This is a genomic window from Xanthomonas sp. NCPPB 2250 (assembly GCF_056725265.1).
In genome coordinates, this window is sequence record NZ_CM161520.1 from 844,458 (window position 1) to 864,037 (window position 19,580).

The 19,580-nt window shown below is 69.7% G+C and carries 16 protein-coding genes; 6 read left to right on the top strand and 10 right to left on the bottom strand.

Going from position 1 to position 19,580, the window contains the following annotated elements; all coding sequences use genetic code 11:
• Positions 1-343 precede the first annotated feature (343 nt).
• Positions 344-3,475 carry a multidrug efflux RND transporter permease subunit gene (locus AC1PMG_RS03520; RefSeq protein WP_481110682.1) on the bottom strand — a complete coding sequence of 1,044 codons (3,132 nt, stop codon included), beginning with the start codon at positions 3,473-3,475 and terminating at the stop codon, positions 344-346.
• Between the two features lie 15 nt (positions 3,476-3,490).
• On the bottom strand, positions 3,491-4,639 hold the full coding sequence (locus tag AC1PMG_RS03525; RefSeq protein ID WP_481110683.1) for an efflux RND transporter periplasmic adaptor subunit: 1,149 nt from the start codon (positions 4,637-4,639) through the stop codon (positions 3,491-3,493).
• 150 nt (positions 4,640-4,789) lie between these two features.
• On the opposite strand from AC1PMG_RS03525, the gene AC1PMG_RS03530 reads away from it, so the two are divergent.
• Positions 4,790-5,521 (top strand): response regulator, encoded by a 732-nt coding sequence (locus AC1PMG_RS03530; protein WP_342072590.1) that lies wholly within the window; start codon positions 4,790-4,792, stop codon positions 5,519-5,521.
• Positions 5,518-6,621 carry an ATP-binding protein gene (locus tag AC1PMG_RS03535; protein ID WP_481110684.1) on the top strand — a complete coding sequence of 368 codons (1,104 nt, stop codon included), beginning with the start codon at positions 5,518-5,520 and terminating at the stop codon, positions 6,619-6,621. The genes AC1PMG_RS03530 and AC1PMG_RS03535 overlap by 4 nt, the downstream gene beginning before the upstream one ends.
• Positions 6,622-6,633: 12 nt before the next feature.
• Here the strand turns inward: AC1PMG_RS03535 and AC1PMG_RS03540 are convergent, their stop codons facing one another.
• Together AC1PMG_RS03540 and AC1PMG_RS03545 are read right to left on the bottom strand one after the other, a co-directional pair.
• Positions 6,634-7,245 (bottom strand): cytochrome b, encoded by a 612-nt coding sequence (locus AC1PMG_RS03540; protein WP_481110685.1) that lies wholly within the window; start codon positions 7,243-7,245, stop codon positions 6,634-6,636.
• A 44-nt stretch (positions 7,246-7,289) separates the two neighbouring features.
• The gene (locus AC1PMG_RS03545; RefSeq protein ID WP_481110686.1) at positions 7,290-7,883 is read right to left on the bottom strand and encodes a TetR/AcrR family transcriptional regulator; all 594 of its coding nucleotides are present in this window, start codon (positions 7,881-7,883) and stop codon (positions 7,290-7,292) included.
• Between the two features lie 423 nt (positions 7,884-8,306).
• Here AC1PMG_RS03545 and AC1PMG_RS03550 point away from each other — a divergent pair, with 423 nt between their 5' ends.
• Positions 8,307-8,462 (top strand): hypothetical protein, encoded by a 156-nt coding sequence (locus tag AC1PMG_RS03550; protein ID WP_017910105.1) that lies wholly within the window; start codon positions 8,307-8,309, stop codon positions 8,460-8,462.
• A 39-nt stretch (positions 8,463-8,501) separates the two neighbouring features.
• On the opposite strand, the gene AC1PMG_RS03555 is transcribed toward AC1PMG_RS03550, so the two are convergent.
• The 6 genes from AC1PMG_RS03555 to AC1PMG_RS03580 all read right to left on the bottom strand — a co-directional run bounded on the left by AC1PMG_RS03555 (position 8,502) and on the right by AC1PMG_RS03580 (position 15,312).
• Positions 8,502-8,741, bottom strand: a complete 240-nt coding sequence (locus AC1PMG_RS03555) for a DUF1653 domain-containing protein (RefSeq protein WP_481110687.1) — start codon at positions 8,739-8,741, stop codon at positions 8,502-8,504.
• 509 nt (positions 8,742-9,250) lie between these two features.
• On the bottom strand, positions 9,251-10,240 hold the full coding sequence (locus AC1PMG_RS03560) for an MBL fold metallo-hydrolase (RefSeq protein ID WP_481110688.1): 990 nt from the start codon (positions 10,238-10,240) through the stop codon (positions 9,251-9,253).
• Positions 10,241-10,339: 99 nt separating this feature from the next.
• Positions 10,340-11,641 (bottom strand): carbohydrate porin, encoded by a 1,302-nt coding sequence (locus tag AC1PMG_RS03565; protein WP_481110689.1) that lies wholly within the window; start codon positions 11,639-11,641, stop codon positions 10,340-10,342.
• A gap of 266 nt (positions 11,642-11,907) precedes the next feature.
• Positions 11,908-12,837: a dihydrodipicolinate synthase family protein gene (locus AC1PMG_RS03570; RefSeq protein WP_481110690.1), complete on the bottom strand. Its 930-nt coding sequence runs from the start codon at positions 12,835-12,837 to the stop codon at positions 11,908-11,910.
• A 109-nt stretch (positions 12,838-12,946) separates the two neighbouring features.
• The gene (locus AC1PMG_RS03575) at positions 12,947-14,353 is read right to left on the bottom strand and encodes an MFS transporter (RefSeq protein ID WP_481110691.1); all 1,407 of its coding nucleotides are present in this window, start codon (positions 14,351-14,353) and stop codon (positions 12,947-12,949) included.
• Between the two features lie 104 nt (positions 14,354-14,457).
• The gene (locus AC1PMG_RS03580) at positions 14,458-15,312 is read right to left on the bottom strand and encodes an IclR family transcriptional regulator (RefSeq protein WP_342072599.1); all 855 of its coding nucleotides are present in this window, start codon (positions 15,310-15,312) and stop codon (positions 14,458-14,460) included.
• A gap of 389 nt (positions 15,313-15,701) precedes the next feature.
• Here AC1PMG_RS03580 and AC1PMG_RS03585 point away from each other — a divergent pair, with 389 nt between their 5' ends.
• The 3 genes from AC1PMG_RS03585 to AC1PMG_RS03595 all read left to right on the top strand — a co-directional run bounded on the left by AC1PMG_RS03585 (position 15,702) and on the right by AC1PMG_RS03595 (position 19,479).
• Positions 15,702-16,172 (top strand): hypothetical protein, encoded by a 471-nt coding sequence (locus AC1PMG_RS03585; RefSeq protein WP_295964028.1) that lies wholly within the window; start codon positions 15,702-15,704, stop codon positions 16,170-16,172.
• Positions 16,173-16,277: 105 nt separating this feature from the next.
• The gene (locus tag AC1PMG_RS03590; protein WP_481110692.1) at positions 16,278-17,081 is read left to right on the top strand and encodes a YiiX/YebB-like N1pC/P60 family cysteine hydrolase; all 804 of its coding nucleotides are present in this window, start codon (positions 16,278-16,280) and stop codon (positions 17,079-17,081) included.
• A gap of 133 nt (positions 17,082-17,214) precedes the next feature.
• Positions 17,215-19,479, top strand: a complete 2,265-nt coding sequence (locus AC1PMG_RS03595) for a methyl-accepting chemotaxis protein (RefSeq protein WP_481111601.1) — start codon at positions 17,215-17,217, stop codon at positions 19,477-19,479.
• Positions 19,480-19,580 lie beyond the last annotated feature (101 nt).

Here is a 19,580-nt window from a genome sequence, read left to right on the forward strand (position 1 = left end):
CAAGGGGCGGCCAGGGCAGCAGCGGGGAGCGCGCAAGCATGTGGCAGCGGCGTCTCACCTTCTGAGATCGGGCGAGGCCAGGAGAGGCCGTGCGGCGTGGCGCCGATCAAGGCCGCGATCCGCATCCGTAGGAGCGGCTTCAGCCGCGAGGGGCGTTCCCAGTGATGCCTCGTCGCGGCTGAAGCCGCTCCTACAGGGTCTTGCGGCGAGCCGGTCGGGTGCACTGTGGGAGGGACTTCAGTCCCGACGCATTGCGCCATCGGAAAGCGCACCGCTTCGCGCGTCACTTCGTGCGTCGCGGCTGCATGCAGTTGACTGCCACAATGGCAGCGACAGCGCCGGTCTAGTTCTCAGCCGACGCACCCCCGCCGCGCCGTGCACGCCAGCGCGCCACCCGCTCCTGCAGCCCCACCACGCAGACGAAGAACGCCGGCACGAAGAAGATCGCCAGCACGGTGCCGCTGACCATGCCGCCGAACACACCGGTGCCGATGGCGTGCTGGGTCTCGGCGCTGGCGCCGCTGGCCAGCATCAAGGGCACCACGCCCAGGGCGAAGGCCAGCGAGGTCATCAGGATCGGGCGCAGGCGCAGGCGCGCGGCGTTGGTCGCCGCCTCGAGCAGGCCCTGGCCGTCGCGGTGCAATTGCCGGGCGAACTCGACGATGAGGATGGCGTTCTTCGCCGACAGGCCGATGATGGTGATCAGGCCGACCTTGAAGAACACGTCGTTGGGCAGGCCGCGCAGCATCACTGCGGCCACCGCACCGAGCAGGCCCAGCGGCACCACCAGCATCACCGACAGCGGGATCGTCCAGCTCTCGTACAGCGCCGCCAGCACCAGGAACACCACCAGCGCCGACAGCAGCATCAGCAGCGGCGCCTGCGCGGCCGATTGCCGCTCCTGCAGCGACTGCCCGGTCCAGGCCACGGCGAAGCCCGGCGGCAGTTGCGCGGCCAGCCGTTCCATCTCGGCCATGGCCGCGCCGCTGGACACGCCAGGCGCGGCGCCGCCGGTGATGCGCACGGCCGGGAAGCCCTGGAAGCGCGCCAGTTGCTGCGGCGCGTCGGTCCAGGTGGCGGTCACCACTTCGCGCAGCGGCACCATGCCGCCCTCCGTACTACGGACGCGCAGGCCCAGCACGTCGTCCAGTTGCATGCGCGACGCGGCGTCGGCCTGCAGGATCACCTGCTGCATGCGCCCGGCGTTGGGGAAGTCGTTGACGTACAGTGAGCCCATCGCCGCCGACAGGGTGTTGCTGATCGCGGAGAACGGCAGGCCCATGGCTTCGGCATGCTGGCGGTCGATCTCCAGGCGGATGCTCTTGCCCGGCGGCAGGCCGTCCTGATACACGCCGCTCACCACCTTGCTGTCCGCGGCCAGTTGCAGCAGCTTCGCCTGCGCCGCCATCAGCGCGGCCTCGCCGCGGTTGCCGCGGTCCTGCAGGTACAGGGTGAAGCCGGAAGAGGTGCCGAGCTCGTCGATCGCCGGCGGCAGCAGGCTCATCACCGTGCCTTCGGGCAGGTCGGCCATGGCTTGCTGCACGCGTTCGGCTTCGTCGCTGGAGGTGGCGCCGTCGCGCTGGTCCCAGTCCTTGAGCATGGTGAAGGCCATGGCCGCGTTGGTGCCCGAGCCGGAGAAGCTGAAACCCAGGATCACCAGGTTGGAGGCCAGCGCCGGGCGCGTGGCGACGTGCCGCTCGAACGCCTTGACCACCGCCAGCGTGCGCTCGCTGGTGGCATCGGTGGGCAACTGGATCGAGGTCATGAAGTAGCCCTGGTCCTCTTCCGGCAGGAACGCCGAGGGCAGCACGCGCATGGCGAAGACCAGCGCCACGCACAGCACCGCGAACACCGCCATCACCCGCGCGCTGCGCCGCAGCAGCCGCGCCACGCGTGCGGCATAGCGGCCGGTCAGGCGCTCGAAGCCGCGGTTGAACGCGCCGAAGAATCCGCGCTTGGCATGATGGCCGGGCGCGATCGGGCGCAGCAGGGTGGCGCACAGCGCCGGGGTCAGGGTCAGCGCCAGGAACGCCGAGAACAGGATCGACACCGCCATCGCCAGGGTGAACTGCTGGTAGATCACGCCCACCGAGCCGCTGGCGAAGGCCATGGGGATGAACACGGCGGTCAGCACCAGGGTGATGCCGACCACCGCGCCGGTGATCTCGCGCATCGCCTTGGTCGTGGCTTCCCGCGGCGGCAGGCCTTCGCTGGCCATGATCCGCTCGACGTTCTCCACCACCACGATGGCGTCGTCGACGATGATGCCGATCGCCAGCACCATGCCGAACATGGTCAGCACGTTGATCGAGAAACCGGCCAGCAGCATCACCGCGAAGGTGCCCAGCAGTGCGATCGGCGCGACGATGGCCGGGATCAGCGTGTAGCGCACGTTCTGCAGGAACAGATACATCACCAGGAACACCAGCACCATCGCTTCGAGCAGGGTCTTGACCACCTGCTTGATCGAGAGCTTCACGAACGGCGCGGTGTCGAACGGGATCGAATAGCGCATGCCGGTCGGCATGCTTGCGGCCAGTTCCGCCAGCCGCGCCTTCACCGCCTGCGCGGTGCGCACCGCATTGGCGCCGGGCGAGAGCTGGATCGCCGCGCTGGTGGCGGGAGCGCCGTCCTCGCGGTTGGAGAAGCCATAGGACTGCGCGCCCAGTTCCACCCGCGCCACGTCGCCCAGGGTCACCCGCGCGCCGCCGCTGTCGGCACGCAGCACGATGGCGGCGAACTGCGCGGGCGTGGTCAGTTGCCCGGCCACGGTCAGCGGCACGGTCAGGCGTTGTCCGCGAACGGTCGGCTCGTCGCCGAGGCGGCCGGGAGCGATCTGCGCGTTCTGCTGTTCGATCGCCTGCGCCAGTTCGGTCATGGTCATGCCGTAGGCGATGAGCTTGTCCGGGTCCACCCACACGCGCATGGCCTGCTCGGCGCCGAACAGCTGCACGCGGCCGACGCCGTCGATGCGCCGCAGTTCCTGCACGATGTTGCGGGCCAGGTAGTCGTTGAGCGCCACTTCGTCGTAGCGGCCGTCCGGCGAGGTCAGGCCGACCAGCATCAGGAAGCCGGAAGCGGCCGATTCCACCTGCAGGCCGTTCTGCCGCACCGCCTGCGGCAGGCGCGGCTCCACCGCCTTGATGCGGTTCTGCACGTCCACCTGCGCCAGCTCCGCATTGGTGCCGGGCTTGAAGGTGGCGGTGATCTGCGCGCTGCCCGAGGTGTCCACCGTGGACTCGAAATACAGCAGGTTCTTGACCCCCGACAACTCGCGCTCGACCAGGCTCACCACCGAGTCGTTGAGGGTCTGCGGCGTGGCGCCGGGGTAGGACGCCATCAGCGACACCGAAGGCGGCGCCACCGAGGGATAGCGCGCCACCGGCAACTGGCCGATGGCCAGGGTGCCGAACAGCACGATGAACAGCGCGATCACCCAGGCGAAGACCGGGCGTTCGATGAAGAACTGTGGCATGGCGGCGTCCCCGGTTCAGTCCGCGGCGGCGGTGGCGACCGCCTGCGGCTGCCATGCGCGTGCCTTCACCCGGGCGCCGGTACTGAGCCGGTCGATGCCTTCGACCACCACCTGCTGCCCGGCCTGCAGGCCGGCGACGACACGGTAGTGCCCCTGCACCAGTTCGCCCAACTGCACCGTCGCGCTGCGCACCTGCGCATTGGCGTCCAGCACCCACACCTGCGCGCGCTTGCCGACATGGGTGACCGCCTGCTGCGGCACGCGCAGCGCCTGCGCGTAGTGGGCGCGCGGCACCCGCGCCCGCACGTACATGCCGGGCAACAGGCGCCGCTGCGGGTTGTCGACGAGGATGCGCAGCAGCACATCGCCGGTGCCGGCATCGACGTTGATGCCGGAGAACAGCACGCGCCCGCTCAGTCCCGAGGGCGTGCCGCTGCGGTCGAGGATCTGCGCCGGCAGGCCGTCGCCGCCGGTGGCCTGCGCGCGCGCGGCCGGATCCAGCGGGTCCAGGTCGCTGGCGGACTGGCGCACGTCGACGTAGACCTGGTCGATCTGCTGGATCACCGCCATCGGCGCGCTGTCGCTGGGCGAGACCAGCGCACCCTCGGTGAGCAGTGCCTGGTCGATGCGGCCGTCGATCGGCGCATCGACGGTGGCGAAGGCCAGGTCCAGGCGCCGCCGCGACAGCGTCGCCTTGGCCTCGGCGACCGCCGCGGCGGCCTGGCTGCGCTGCGAGGCGGCGTCGTCGTACATCTGCCGGCTGACCATGCCGGATTCGACCAGCCGCTGTAGCCGGGCATGCTGCACGTCGGCCAGCACCTGCGCGGCCTCGGCACGGTGCAGGGCGGCCGCGGCGGTGTCCATCTCGGCCTTGAACGGTGCCGGGTTGATCTGGAACAGCGCATCGCCGCGCCGCACATCGGCGCCCTGCTCGAAGAAGCGGCGCTGCACGATGCCGCCGACCTGCGGGCGGATCTGCGCGCTGCGCACCGCGGCCACGCGGCCGGGCAGGTCCACGCTCACCGTCATCGGCGCAGGGTGCAGGGTCACCGCGGTGACCTGTACCGGCGCGGCCACCGCCTGCGGCTGCGCGCCGCCGCCGCAGCCCGCCAGGGCCAACGCCAGCGCGCCGCCCAGTCCCAGAGTCCGTACCTGTTGCCGCATGCCCATGCCTCGTGCCTCGTCGCTGCCGCCGCGGATGCGGCGAACACCAAAGCCGCGCATGGTCGCGGCCGCGGGTTGCGCGGCGTTCGATGCGATGTGGAGATATGATGGAGATCCGCCCGTCCGGGCCGATGCGCCTCCGCTGCCTCCATGTCCGTTTCCTCTCCGGGCGCCGCCGTGCCCGCGTCCGCGCCGCTGATCCTGATCGCCGAAGACGAGAGCGAGATCGCCGAGATCCTCGGCGCCTACCTGGCGCGCAGCGGGCTGCGCAGCGCCCACGCCGCCGATGGCCGCGCCGCGCTGGACCTGCACCTGGCGCTGGATCCGGATTTGATCCTGCTGGACGTGCAACTGCCGGCGGCGGACGGCTGGAAGGTGCTGGCCGAACTGCGCCACCGCGGCGAGACCCCGGTGATCATGCTCACCGCGCTGGACCAGGACATCGACAAGCTGATGGGCCTGCGCCTGGGCGCCGACGACTACGTGGTCAAGCCGTTCAACCCGGCCGAGGTGGTGGCGCGGGTGCAGGCGGTGCTGCGGCGCATCCGCGGCAACGGCGCCGAGGAGGCGCGCAGCCTGCGCGTGGGTGCCTTCCACGTCGACCTGGACCAGCACGAGGCCAGCGTGCGGGTGGGCGAGCAGCGGCACACGCTGGACCTCACGCTCACCGAGTTCAAGCTGCTGGTGCGGCTGATGCGCGCGCCGAAGCGGGTGTTCAGCCGCGCCGAACTGCTCGATGCCTGCCTGCCGGAAGGCGACACCCAGGAGCGCACCATCGACAGCCACATCAGCAAGCTGCGCAAGAAGCTGGAGGCGCTGGGCGTGCAGGGCACACCGGCCAGCGTGCGCGGCGTCGGCTACCGGTTCGGATCCGGCGCATGAGCCGCGCCCCCGGGCTGCGCCGCCAGGTCATCCTGTCGCTGGGGGCGCTGGCGCTGTGGATCATCCTGCTGTCGGTGGTCGGCTCCTACGTGTTCTACGCGCTGGCGGCGGCCTACCAGCCCAACAGCATCTCCGACACCTGGGTGCCGTCGCGGGTGGAGATGATGTGGATCGGCGCCACCGCGGCACTGGCCGTGGCGATCGCGGTGGCGGTGGCGGTGCGGCTGTCGCGGCGCATCCTCACCCCGTTGAACTCGGTGGCGCACAGCCTGCGCGAAGTCGCCCAGGGCAACTTGCACGCACGCGCCAGCATGGATGCGCATGCGCTGGGCGAGACCGCGCAGCTGGTGCGCGACTTCAACGCCATGGCCGACCGCCTGCAGGCGATGACCCGCGAGCGCGCATTCTGGAATGCCGCCGTCGCCCACGAACTGCGCACGCCGGTGACGATCCTGCGTGGGCGCCTGCAGGGCCTGGCCGAGGGCGTGTTCGCGCCGGACGTGGCGGCGTTCGAGAGTCTGCTGCGGCAGGTGGAAGGCCTGAATCGGCTGATCGAGGACCTGCGCGTGCTCAGCCTCACCGACAGCGGGCATCTGGAGTTGCAGCCGGCGCCGGCCGACCTGGCGCAGGAAGTGGAGGCGGTGCTGCATGCCTTCGGCGCCAGCCTGGACGCGCGCGGGCTGGTGCTGGAACCCGTGCTGGCGCTGCGCGCGCCGGTGCTGTGCGATGCGGTGCGCATCCGCCAGGCGCTGATGGCCTTGCTCGAAAACGCGCAGCACTATGCCGAGCCGGGCCCGCTGCGGGTCGGTGTGCAGGCGGACGCGGGCCAATGCGTGCTGTTCGTGGAAGACACCGGCCCCGGCATCGCGCCGGAGATCGCCGCGCGGGTGTTCGATGCGTTCCGCCGCGGCGATCCGTCGCGTTCGCGCAAGAGCGGCGGCAGCGGCCTGGGCCTGGCGGTGGTCAAGGCCATTGCCGTGGCGCATGGCGGCGATGCGCTGTGCCTGCCGGCCGGCAGCGGGACACGGTTCGAAGTGCGCTGGCCGCTCGCGCCAGCGGAGGCCGCGACGCGCACAGCGCAGGTGCCGGCGTCGCGCTAGACGCGCGTTGGCTCAGGCGGAGGTCGCGTCGCTGCGCCCGCGCGGTGTACGCCCCGGCAGCATGCGGGTCAGCACCTCGTCGCGCCGGACCCAGTGATGGAACAGCGCGGCGGCCACGTGCAGCAGCACGACGACCCATGCGATCCATTTGCCGATGAAGTGGTGCACCACGTCGATCGGCGCTTCGAACGCTTCCCAGCTCAGGTGCCAGGTGCGGCTGATCCAGGCGAACAGCGCGGTCTCGTTGAAGCCGGGAATGCGGAACAGGCCGAGGTCGGTCGGCGCGCCGGTGCCGATGTAGCCGGTCAGCGGCATCACGATCAGCAGCGCATACAGGCCCCAGTGCGCCAGATGCGCGAGCCGGTGTTCCAGCGCCGAGCCCGGCGGATCGTCCGGTTGCACGTCCAACCAGCGCCACAGCAGCCGCGGCAGCACCAGGAACCCGACCAGCAGGCCCAGCACCCAGTGCAGGTTGAGCACCGGCAGCGAGGCATCGGAGGTGTCGTCCATGAACCAGATGACGTAGTACACCACCGCATAGGCGCCGATGAAGGCGGCGGCGGTGGTCCAGTGGAACAGCTTGGCGAGGGCGCCGAAGCGCTGTGTGGTATTGCGCCAGTGCATGTGCGTGATCCTGGTCGAGTGGCGAAACGGGGCGTGCCGCGGGGTCAGCGCGTGCGCAGGCTGTCGAGCAGCCGGTCCAGGGCGTCCAGCGCGTCGGCCAGCCGTGCATGCAGGTCGGCGTCCGGCTCGGCGATCCAGAACGCCGCCTCGGTGATCGCGCCGTAGAGCATGCGTGCCATCACCCCGGCATGCAGCGGCGCCACCGTGCCGGCGGCGATCAGGGCCTCCAGCGCCGCCTGCAGCGCGGCGATGCCCACCGACTGCGCCGCCGGCGGCACGTCGCCGAACACGGCGCGCGCGTCCTGCAGGATGATCCGGCGTATCTCCGGTTCCAGCGCCAGTTCCAGGTAGGTACGGCAGCGGCGGCGGAAACCGTCCCACGGCGTGGGCGCCGCGTCGGACACCGCCTGCAGGCGCAGGCCCACCTCGGCCTCGATCTGCTCGATGACCGCGATCAGCAGGCCGTCCTTGCTGCCGAAGTGGTGATACAGCGCGCCGCGGGTAAGACCGGCCTCGGCGGTCAACACGTCCATCGAGGTGTGCGCGAAGCCCTGCGTGGCGAATGCCTGCCGCGCCGCAGCCAGCAGGCTGGCGCGGGTGGTTTCGATCATTTCGCGACGGCTGCGGCGCTGCTGCATGGGTGGCCCTTCATTCACATACGCAGCGTACGTTATTTGCGTACATGGCGTATGTCAATGTGTCCCGGCTGATTCGGCGTGCGCCGGGCAGCTTGGGCGGCGCGGCGGCCGGTGCGCTCCGAAGGCCTGAGGTTCGAGTGGCTTGCCCGTCCTGCGAACGTCTCGGCCAGGGCCTCCCAGGCATCGACAGCGCGGTCGCCGCGGTGTGTCGAATACGCCTGGTCGCAAACCCAAGCGATGCTGGTGCCTGTCGCGAAGGCGGTCGTCAAGGACGCCGTCGCGGCGGCTCAGGATTGCGCGACGGAACCGCTCATCGTGCGCAGGCGATGCACCGGCATGACGCCGACGTCACCGTCGCGCTAGCCAAGGCCTTCACTGCGGGTGTGGTGTGGTGACCGCTGTGCAACCGAATTGGAGTGTCGAATGGATACCACGCTGATGCCCTGGGTCGCCGGACTGTTCGTCCTGCTCATCGCCGCGATGCTGTATCTGGTGACGCGCGCCAAGAAGAACCGCAACCGCCCGGCACAGGATCACGCCGCGACCAAGAGCGACGTGGACAGCGCAGCCAAGCGCTAGCGCCTCGCGTCGGGCGCGGCGTGGTCGCCTGCGCCGTGCTCAGGCGTCCGCGTCGATCGGCGCGAAGCGCGGGCGGCGTACGCCGTCGACCTCCACCTGCTCGATGAACATCGGATACGGCCGCACCCACAGCGTGGCCTCGCCGTACAGGGGCCGGTACAGCACCAGAGGCTCCAGCGTCTCGCTGCTGCGCGCCACGCCCAGCACCTCGTACTCGCCGCCCTTGAAGTGGCGGTAGCGGCCCAGGGCGATGGAGGGCAGGGGGCTGAGGTCGCGCATGGCGGTGTCCTGGTGGAGTGGGAGCGCGAGTGTAGCCGTCTACGCCTGCGCGCCCTCGGCTTCGCAATGGCGGATGGCGCGCACCGCGGCGGTTCGCCGCGTCGTCGGGTGCCTTCGCTGACCATCGGAAGCGCCTCTCTGTCTCTCTCTACCTCGCTCGTAGGAGCGGCTTCAGCCGCGACGGGGTTGCGAGAATGCCCATCGCGGCTGAAGCCGCTCCTACGGGGTGGATCTGGGGCAACCGCTTTTGAGAGCCAAACGTCCAGCGCCGCCGGCACGCTTCACTTCGACGCGCCCAGCCCACGTGCTGCGCATCGCCTGAAAGCGGATCGACTGCGCATCGTCGGGTGCCAAGCGCGCGGTGGGATTGCGCGGGATGTCGATGGACGATTTCCGCCGCTGTATGCCGCCGTGCCGAGGTCGATCAAGCGCGTGGAGAGGATTGCGGTTTCAGTATTCGCGCTGCGCCACGCAGCGCTGCGTGCCGGGCAATGGCAGGCGCGCAAACGCTATGGCGCGGGACCGGCGAAGTCGAAGGCCTGCCCGGGTTCGGCGGCGACGAAGTCGGTGGCGGCGATGCCCGCCAGGTGCAACGACGCGGACAGTGCCTCGCGCGGCGCCTCGCGCCCTTCGTCGGTGAGCTGGAAGGTGCCCCAGTGGATGCCGAGCGCGCGGCGGGCGCCGGTGTCCTGGAAGATCCGTACCGCTTCGGCGGGGTCGATGTGCTGCGGCGCCATGAACCAGCGCGGCGCATAGGCGCCGATCGGGATCAAGGCCACGTCGGGCGCGCCGTGCCGGTCGCGGATCTCGCGGAAGATGGCGCCATCGCCATAGCCGGTGTCCCCTGCGAACCACACCGACCCTCGCGCCGTCTCGATGAAGAAGCCGGACCACAGGGCCATCCTGCGGTCGGCGATGCCGCGGCTGGACCAATGGTTGGCGCGGGTCAGCGTCGCCGTCGCGGCATCGCCGATCGGCAGCCGCTCGTGCCAGTCGCCGGTCGCGATGCGCGCATCGGCAACGCGCTTGCGCAACAGCACGTCGTTGCCCAGCGGCATCACGAACAACGGGTGGTGCGCATCGTGCAGCTTGCGCAAGGTCGCCAGGTCGAAGTGGTCGTAGTGGTTGTGGCTCAGCAGAACCGCATCGATGGGCGGCAGGTCCGCGAAGCGGATACCCGGGGCCGTCACCCGCTTGGGCCCGGCGATCTGCGAGGGGCTGGCACGCTGCGACCACACCGGGTCGGTGAGCAGATTCAGGCCGGCGGCCTGGATCAGCAGCGTGGCGTGGCCGACCAGGGTGATGCGCAGGCCGTCGTGCCGCTGCGCCGGCACGGCGGGTGTCACCGGGACGTGCGCAGGCCAGCGCACGGCGCCCATGGCGGCTTTCCAGCGCAGGACCTTGCTCAACGCGTTGTCGATGGTGGGCTGGCCGGGATTGAAGAAGCGCACGCCGTCGAAATGGTCGCTGACGGGTCCACGGTAGTAGGGGTTGGCCATTGAGGCGCGATCCGGACGACGCAAGGGGAAGGGAAGGTTACCCGCCCGCGGCGCAAGCGTGTGCGCGCGCCTGCCGCGGCGCCAGTCCCACGCGTGGCGTCACTTCGGCGTGCCCAGCCCGCCCATGTTGAGCATCACCCGCAAGCCGATCACCAGCGCGTCTTCCGGCGCGCGGCGTGCCGCTGGGTTGCCCAGGATGTCGGGATGGACGATGTACTGCACGTTCGGCACCAGGAACAACGGCGACTGCGCGATGCGGTAGCTGTAGTTGAGTTCGACCATGAGCTCGTTGCGCGCGATGTCCGGCGGCGCGCCGCGTTTGCGCAGCAGGTCGTTCATGTAGCCCTGTTGGTCGGCGCTGAAACGGTAGTAGTTGGCGACGACGCCGAGTCCGTCGCCGGGCCGCGATGCGAACGGGCCGCTGTAGTAGAGGCCGGCGGTGACCTGCAGGTCGTAGACCTGGTGCCTGTCGAACGGTGCGGCGATGTTGCCGAAGGCGACCAGCATGCGCTTGCTCGCCATGCCCTGCGGCCGATAGAGCGCGCGTTCGCCGAGCGCGTACGCGCCCCAGCGCCCGCCGTCGTACAGGCGGGCCGGGCCGCCGACCAGTCCGCGCAAGCCGCCGGCCTGGTTGTAGCGCAGGTCGCTGTAGTCGGCCGAGTTGTACCAGAGGCCGGCGAGGTAGCGCGGTGCGCCCTTGCCCAGTGCGGGATCGGGTTCGTAGCCGACCTCGAGCGTGCCCAGCACGCCAGTGCTGTCGGCGGTACTCCAGTCCAGCCCACGGTTATTCTTGCGCTGCGGGTTCAGTTCGAACGCGCCCACCGAGACATAGGTGGCGGCGGGTTTGTAACGCAGCTTCGCGCCCCAGTTCACGTAGGGAAAGCCGACGAAGCCGCCATCGGCCTGGCTCAGCTGGAACGGGCAGTCCGATGCGCCGACGAAGCGGCAGCCGTAGCGGCTGCGTGCGAACTGCCAGGTGGTGTTCATGCGCCCGGCGACGAGTTGCCAGCGACCGTCGGCGAAGCGCTGTTCCCAGGTCAGCTGCGCCAGCTGTGCCTGCTGCTGCGGATACCAGTAGCCCTGCACCTTGACGCCATTGCCGATCTGCCGCTGCGACAGGCTGTCGCCGTAGTACCAGGCGCCGGTGGCGTGCAGCGTGGCGCCGGGAATGCCGAACAGGCGTTGCAGATCCAGATCCGCGCCGGCGACCAGGCCGCCGGCGTTGCGATCGCCGCGCGACAGGCCACCGTCGACGTTGCGCGCATAGTCGTTGGACCAGACCAGGCGTGGTGCGATGCCATGCTCGTCCAGCCATTGCCCGGTGTCGGCGGCGACGGCGGATGCGGGAAGAGTGGCGGCCGTCAGTGCGGCGGATGCGAGCAGCGGCAGGGTGCGCGACATGGGAGCGGATTCCACGGACGAAGAGATGCACCTGACCCGCGCAGAGCGCGTGTCCGGACCGGTAGGACGCGGGGGGATGGGGCTTGCGGTCATGCGGCGACGCGAAGGCCGCAGGCACGCGCGCCGCGCCGTCGACAGAAAGCTTCTGGAGAAGCAACAACTACAATCGCCCTGCAACGCAGGCGGCAGGCAGGCACAGACACGCCGACTGCCGCTGCGCCAAGGGCCGCGCGTACACGCGGCCCTCTTGGATCGACCCGAGCGGGTCAGGCCACCTTGCCGAGGCCGGCGGCGGCCATCGCCGCGGCGATCTCCTTGTCGGCGCCCTCGGCCAGCGGCAGCAGCGGCGAACGCACCGTGGCGTGGTCGAGCAGGCCGCGCGCGACCAGCGCCCACTTCAGCGCCACCGAGCCCTCCATGTGCGAGCCGCGGTGATAGACGCTCTTGGTCACCGGCAGCAGGCGATCGTGCAGTGCGCGCGCCTTGGCGTAATCCTTGGCCTTGCCGGCGGCGATCATCTCCAGCAGCGGCTCCGGGGCGATGCAGCCATAGCCCACCAGCGCGCCATCCACGTCGAACATGGTGTGCAGCAGATATTCGTCGTGGCAGGTCAGCACCGGCACGTTGGGGCGCTCCTTGCGGAACACCGGGATCTCGGTGTCCCAGCGCTTCATGTTGCGCACGCCGTTCTTCATCGCGACCACGCCCGGCAGCGCGGCGATCTCCAGCAACGTCTCCAGGTCGTAGGTGGCCTTGGTCGCGTCCGGGTACTGGAACAGGATCATCGGCAGGCCGCTGGCCTCGTGGATGGCCTTGTAGCGGTCCTGCGGCGCGCCCTTCTGGTAGCCGAAGCGCAGCCAGCCGTGCGACGGATAGATCAGGCCCGCCGATGCGCCGGCGGCGACCGCGCGCTTGGCCTCGTCGGCGGCCACGCGGGTGCCTTCCAGGGTGATGCCGGCGATGATCGGGATGCGCCCGTCGACGGCGTCGCGGAACGCGGTGATCACCTTGGCCTGTTCGTCGCGTTCCAGGAAGGTGCCCTCGCCGGCGTGGCCGAGCACGGTCAGGCCCTTGACCCCGTCGATACCGCCGAGCCAGGCGCCGATGCGCTTGATCGCGGGATAGTCGACGGCGCCGTCGCGGGTGAACGGGGTGACCGGGGCGGGGACCAGGCCTTTCAGGTCGATAGTGTTCATGCTCATTTCCTCTTCTTCGGATCAACGGGGGATGGAATCGAACGCGGGGTCCGACGGGGGTGGTGCCGAGGTGTGGCGCGATGCGCCGGCGGCAGTGCCGGCGATGCGCTCAGGGAGACAGCTGTTCCAGCGATTGGCCCTTGGTTTCCAGGGCGAAGCGCCAGGTCACTGCGGCGCCGACCAGCAGCACGGCAGCGAAGGCGGCGAACACGTAGCGGATGCCGAGCCCGGCGATGACCGCGCCGACCAGCAGCGGCCCGCAGGCCGAACCCAGACGCAGCCAGGCACTACCCAGTCCGGTGCCGATGGCGCGGATGCGGGTGGGGTAGAGCTCGGCCGAGTACAGGTACAGCGAGAAGGTGATGGTCTGCACCGCGGCATAGCCCAGCGCCGCGAACACCAGCACCTGCGGCGCCGAGGTGCCGCCGAGTACCGCCAGCGCCAGCAGCGGCACGCCGCCGGCGACGAACGCCAGCCCGTACCAGCGCTTGCGCCCGACCTTGTCGATCGACAGCGCGCACACCACCGCGGCGGCGACGCCGGCCAGCGAAGTGAAGAAGCCATAGGCGATGCTCTGCTGCAGCGACAGCCCGAAGTGCGTGCGGTACAGCGTCGGCAGCCAGGTGATGATGCCGTTGGCCACCAGATAGGAGCAGAACCACAGGCTCCAGATCACCAGGGTGCGCTTGCGATAGACGCTGCCGAACAGCTCGCGCCAGTCCGAGCGCTGCGCCTTGGGCAGCGCGCTGCGGTCGAACACCGGCGCCGGCAACGGGCCATGGCGGCGCTCGGCGCTGCGCTCCAGTTCGGCGACGATGGCGTCGGCCTTGGCGTAGCGGCCCTTGGAGGCCAGCCAGCGCGGCGATTCGAACATGAAGAAGCGCAGCGGGATCATGATCGCCGCCGGGATCAGCCCGACCATGAACATCGCCTTCCAGCCATAGGCCGGCACCAGGAAGTAGCCGATGCCGCCGGCGGCGACCAGGCCGAGCAGGAACATCACCTCGTACAGCAGGAAGAAGCGCCCGCGCTTCTTCGAGCCGATCAGTTCGTTGATGTAGGCGCTGGCCACCGGCACCTCGCCGCCGGTGCCGATGCCCTGGATGAAGCGGAACGCGATCATCGCGGCGGCGCCGCCGGCGAACAGGCAGGCCACGTCCATCGACACGAACAGCAGGATGGTGAACAGCAGCACGTGCAGGCGGCCGATGCGCTCGGCCAGCCAGCCGAAGAACACCGAGCCCAGCAGTTGGCCCAGGTAGCCGGCCGACAGGATCATGCCGATCTGCGCTGGCGACAGCTGCCATTCCTTGGTCAGCACCGGCATCGCGTAGGCGATGGCGATCACCGTGTAGCCGTCGAAGAACGTGGCGGCGCCGACGATGTTGCGCGCCCACCACACGTTGCGGGTGATCGGCAGGCGTTCGAGGCGTGCGCCGATCTCCGCCTGCGCCTCGGCGATGGACGGGGTGCGGGCGGTGGCGTTGGCGTTGGGGGCAGGGGCTGTGGTGGGCATGAGCATCGTGGCTGCCTTTCGCAGGACAAGGGGACCCCGACGTGGGCGCCGAAGCGTCCACGCAGCGAGACGGACAGGGAGGGCCGGGCTGTGGCCCGGGCGGATCAGGTGCTGGGGGCGGTCACGGCAACACTCCCGCTGGCCTGGATCGCGAAGGCGATGTCCTTGGCGGCCAGCAGCGTCGGCTGGAGGGCGGTCTCGAGCAGTTCGGCGTGGCTGGTGCGCACCGACGGCGCGGCGACGCTGATCGCGCCGAGCGGATAGTCGTCCGCATCCAGTACCGGCACCGCCAGCACGCGCAGGCCCTCGGTCAGCATCGACTCCAGGATCACGTAGCGGTCGCGGCGGATGCAGTCGAAGGTGCGCCGCATCGTGGCGATCTCCGGCGTCTGCGGACCATGCACGTCGACCCCGGTCACGCGGGTCACTTCCGCCGGCGCCAGGTGCGCCAGCATCGCCAGGCCGATCGCCGTGCGGGTGCTGGGCACCGTGGTGCCGATGCGGATGTCCACGCCCAGGCGGGTGATGCCGGCGCGCACGCGCTCGATGTAGAGCACGTCGGGGCCTTGCAGCACCGCGAAGCTCGCCGCTTCGTTGACGTCGCTGACCAGCGTGCGCAGCAGCGGCCGCACCACGCTGCGCAGATCGCGGCGGGCGATGGCGTGGAACCCGAGGTCGAGCACCTTCAGGGTCAGGCGAAAGCGGCGACTCTCCGGCACGCGGTGCACGTAGCCCAGCTCGACCAGCGTGTTGAGCATGCGGAAGGTGGTGCCGGGATCGAGCCTGGCCAGGGCCGCGATCTGGCTCAGCGACAGTTCCTCGTGTTCGGACGAGAACGCCTCGAGCACACGAAAGCCCTTGGCCAGCGACTGCACGGTACTGCGCAGCTTCTTGTCCCCGGCCTCGTCGCCGTCGTCGGGCGCGGCGCTGGCCGCGCGCTGGGAAATCGTCTTGATCATCTGCAGTTCCTGGAGGACTGGGGAATCGCCAGCTTGCTCGACCCGCCCGAGACTGTCGCTTGACAAGTGAGTTTCGGATTGCGAAAATTATTTCGTTATTTCATGTCCAGAGTCTGCCTGGACGCGCAATGCGTCAAGTTGCGGCGCAACATGCCGCGTGGGCGTTGCATGCCGCTCGGCACCGATCTCCGATTCGAAGCGTCCGAAATCTGAGACACCGCCTGCTGGACCGATAGGTGCGCGGCCATGTCGCGCCATGCGCGTGAGGTCGCGTCTGCCCCGAAGGGAGCGGCGTCCCGTCTGTATCGCCCGGTAGACGAACGCGCCCGAGCGCGACGGCGTCAGCCGTGCTGGCAGACACCGCAGTGGCGGCGCCGATACCGTGATGCATGGCCCGAACGACCCGACAGGCGCCGCCCCCGCCGGCGCAGACATGGTGGCAAGCACTCTCGTTCAAGCGCACCGCCGCCGAGGTGTCGGCGGTGCTGGTGGTGATCGGCGCGACCTACGGCTTCGTGCAGTACGTGGAGGTCAAGCCGCTGCAGCGGCAGCTGGCCGAGGCGCAGGCTGGTGCCTGCGACGCCAAGGCCGCGGCGATGTCGCTGATGCTGAGCCTGTTGCCGGGCGAGAGCCGCACCCTCTTCGATGGCGCGCTGACCATCGCCAATCTCACGCCAGCGCAGGACGATGCCAAGGTGCGGCTGCGGATCGCGCCGCTGGGTGCGGCCGCGGTCGACAAGCTCCAGCCGGTGCCGGGAGACCGCTTCCTGGTGCAAGTGCCGGGCCGTGGCCGCTATGCGGTCTACCTGCGTTCCAGCAGCGCGCAGTTCGTGGAGTTGTCGATCCTGCGGCAACCGTGAGCCGGTCGCTGGCGCCGGCACGCCATTCAAGAAATCCAGCGCATGGCCGCCATTGCGGATAGCGGAGCCGTTTCGCCGAAGCGGCCGTCCCTCGGGGGAACGCGCATGCTGTCCTTGCCACGTTTGCTGGGCCGCCACCTGGCCAAGTTCCTGTCCAAGCCGCGCCGTCATGGCTCGCAACTGCCGACCAGCCCGCCGCAGCTGTTGCGCGCCACGCTGCGCAAGGGCGACGTGCTGCTGGTCGAGGGCAACAGCCGCTTCTCCACCGCCATCAAGTACCTGAGCCAGTCCACCTGGTCGCACGCGGCGCTGTACATCGGCGACCACGTGGCCGCGGTTCCCGGCGAGGACGCGCCGCTGTTCTGCGATGTCGACATCAACGTCGGCGTGCGCCTGGTGGGATTGAGCGAGTTCGCCGGCCTGCATACGCGCATCTGCCGTCCGGTCGGGTTGAGCGCGCAGGAGATCGAGACCGTGGTGGACTACATGGTCTCGCGGGTCGGCAACAGCTACGACCCGAAGAACATCTTCGACCTGGCGCGCTACCTGATCCGCACGCCGCCGCTGCCGTCGTCGGTGAAGCGGCGCTTCCTGGAGCTGGGCAGCGGCGAGCCGACCCGGGCGATCTGCTCGACGTTGCTGGCGCAGGCGTTCGGCGCGATCCGCTATCCCATCCTGCCGGAAATCGACCATGCGCCGCCGACGGGAAGCGATGCCGGAGAAGACGCGGAGATCCTGCATGCGCGTCATCACAGCCTGACGCTGCCGCGCGATTTCGACGTCTCGCCGTACTTCAACGTGGTCAAGCCGCGGTTGCAGCAGGGCTTCGATTTCCATCGCCTGGTGTGGGAGCCCCACGCCGCCGGCGTGCCGTCCGCAAGCGCGCCGATGGTTGCCGCACTGGCCTAACGGCAGCCGGCCGCAGCGTGAAACTGTGGTGCGCGTTCCTCTGGCGAAGCACTTCGCAGTTCAAGTTCGAGTGCGCGCTGGCCGATACAAAATTCCGTTCTCTGCTTTCTACGCCATGAATCCCATCCAATTCCTGCGCCGCCATATCGCCAATCTGCCCATGGCGCGCAAGTTCATCGTGCTGTGCACGCTGATCGCGCTCGGCGTGATCCTGCTCGCCGTCGCCGCGGCGCGCCTGCAATATCTCAACCTGATCGATGCGCGCAAGCAGACCGTCAAGACCCAGGTCGACATGGGCCTGAGCGTGATGCAGCACTACGCCGATCTGGCCAAGCGTGGCGACATGACCGAGGCGCAGGCGCAGGCAGCGGCCAAGGGTGCGCTGGCCGACATGAAGACCAACGGCGGCGTGGACTACTTCTTCATCGTCGACCCGCAGATGCGCATCGTCATGCATCCCAAGCGCGCGGTCGGCACCGACATGAGCGGCTACAAGAGCGATGCCGGCGAGTACGTCTACCGCGACATCCAGACGGCGGTGCGCAGCGGCGACGGTTTCAGCTACTACACCGCGCCCAAGCCCGGCAAGTCGGTGCAGCTGCCGAAGATCAGCTACGCCGCGCTGTACCCGCAGTGGAACTGGGTGCTGGCGATGGGCGTGTATGCCGAAGACATCCAGGCCGAGGCGATGGGCTTCACCAAGGTGCTGACGGTGATCGGTGCGGGACTGGTGATGCTGGTGGTGGGCCTGTGCTGGCTGATCGCCGGGGCCATCGTCGCGCCGCTGCGCGGCGCCACGCGGACCGCCGAAGCGATCGCCTCCGGCCGTTTCGACAATCCGATCAAGGTCGAGTCGCGCGACGAGACCGGGCAGTTGATGACCAGCATGCAGCAGATGCAGACCCAGCTGCAGCGCTTCAACGGCGAGATGCAGACCCTGGTGCGGCTGCAGCAGGGCGAGGACATCAGCCACCGCATGCCGGAGGACTTCCCCGGCGACTACGGCACGCTCGCGCACGGCATGAACACCGCGCTGTTCGAGCACCTGGACGCGATCGTCGAGGCGATGGCGATCATGGACGAGTACGGTCGCGGCGACCTGCGCCGCGACATGCGCCGGCTGCCGGGGCAGCGCGCCGCGCTGCACGAGGCGCTGGACGTGGTCAAGGCCAACCTGTCGGCGGTCAACGGCGACATCGCGCGGCTGGCCGACGCGGCCGCCCGCGGCGACTTCACTGCACGTGGCGACGAGGCGCGCTACGAGTTCGCGTTCAAGGAAATGGTGGAAGCGCTGAACCGGCTGATGCGCCAGGCCGACAGCGGACTGGCCGACGTCGGCCGGATCATGGGGGCGATCGCCGATGGCGACCTGTCGCAGCGCGTGGACGTGCGCTACGAAGGCGCGTTCGGCAAGCTCGCCGACGCCGCCAACCGCACCGCCGAGCAACTGACCGGCATCGTGCAGGGCATCCAGCGCGCGGTCGGCTCGATCAACACCGCCGCCAGCGAGATCGCCAGCGGCAACAGCGACCTGTCGGTGCGCACCGAGCAGCAGGCGGCCAGCCTGGAAGAAACCGCCGCCTCGATGGAGGAGCTGACGTCAACCGTGAAGCAGAACGCCGACAGCGCGCGCCAGGCCAACCAGCTGGTGCTGAGCACCGGCGAGGTGGCCGAGAACGGCGGCCGCGCGGTGGAGGAAGTGGTGGCGACCATGGCCTCGATCAGCGCCGCGTCCGCGCGCATCGCCGACATCATCGGGGTGATCGACGGCATCGCGTTCCAGACCAACATCCTCGCGCTCAATGCGGCAGTGGAAGCGGCGCGCGCCGGCGAACAGGGCCGCGGCTTCGCGGTGGTGGCCTCGGAAGTACGCTCGCTGGCGCAGCGTTCGGCGGCCGCGGCCAAGGAGATCAAGACCCTGATCTCCGACTCGGTGCAGGAAGTGGAACAGGGCTCGACCCTGGTCAACCGCGCCGGCACTACCATGACCGAGGTGGTCGCCTCGGTGAAGCGGGTCACCGACATCATGGCCGAGATCTCCGCGGCCAGCGCCGAGCAGAGCGCGGGCATCGACCAGGTCAGCAAGACGGTGATGCAGCTGGACGAGGGCACCCAGCAGAACGCGGCATTGGTGGAAGAAGCCAGCGCGGCGGCCAAGAGCATGGAAGACCAGGCGGCGGAACTGGCCCGCGCGGTGGCGGTGTTCCGCCTCGCCGGCGGTGCCGCCGTCAGCGTGGCAACGGCCTTCGCGGCAAGGCCGCAGCCGGCCAGGCCGGCAGTGCGTGCGGTGGCTGCCGCCGCCAAGCCCAAGCCCGCGGTTCCGGTACGGCAACCGGCGGCCAAGCCGCGCCCGATCCAGGGCGTGCCGGCGGACAGCGCGGAGTGGGAAGAGTTCTGACCCAGTACGGCGTGGTGGCGCCTGCCGCCACGCCGTGGCCGCCTCGCTTTCGTAGGAGCGGCTTCAGCCGCGATGGGTGTTCCCGGGGAAAGCTCGGTCGC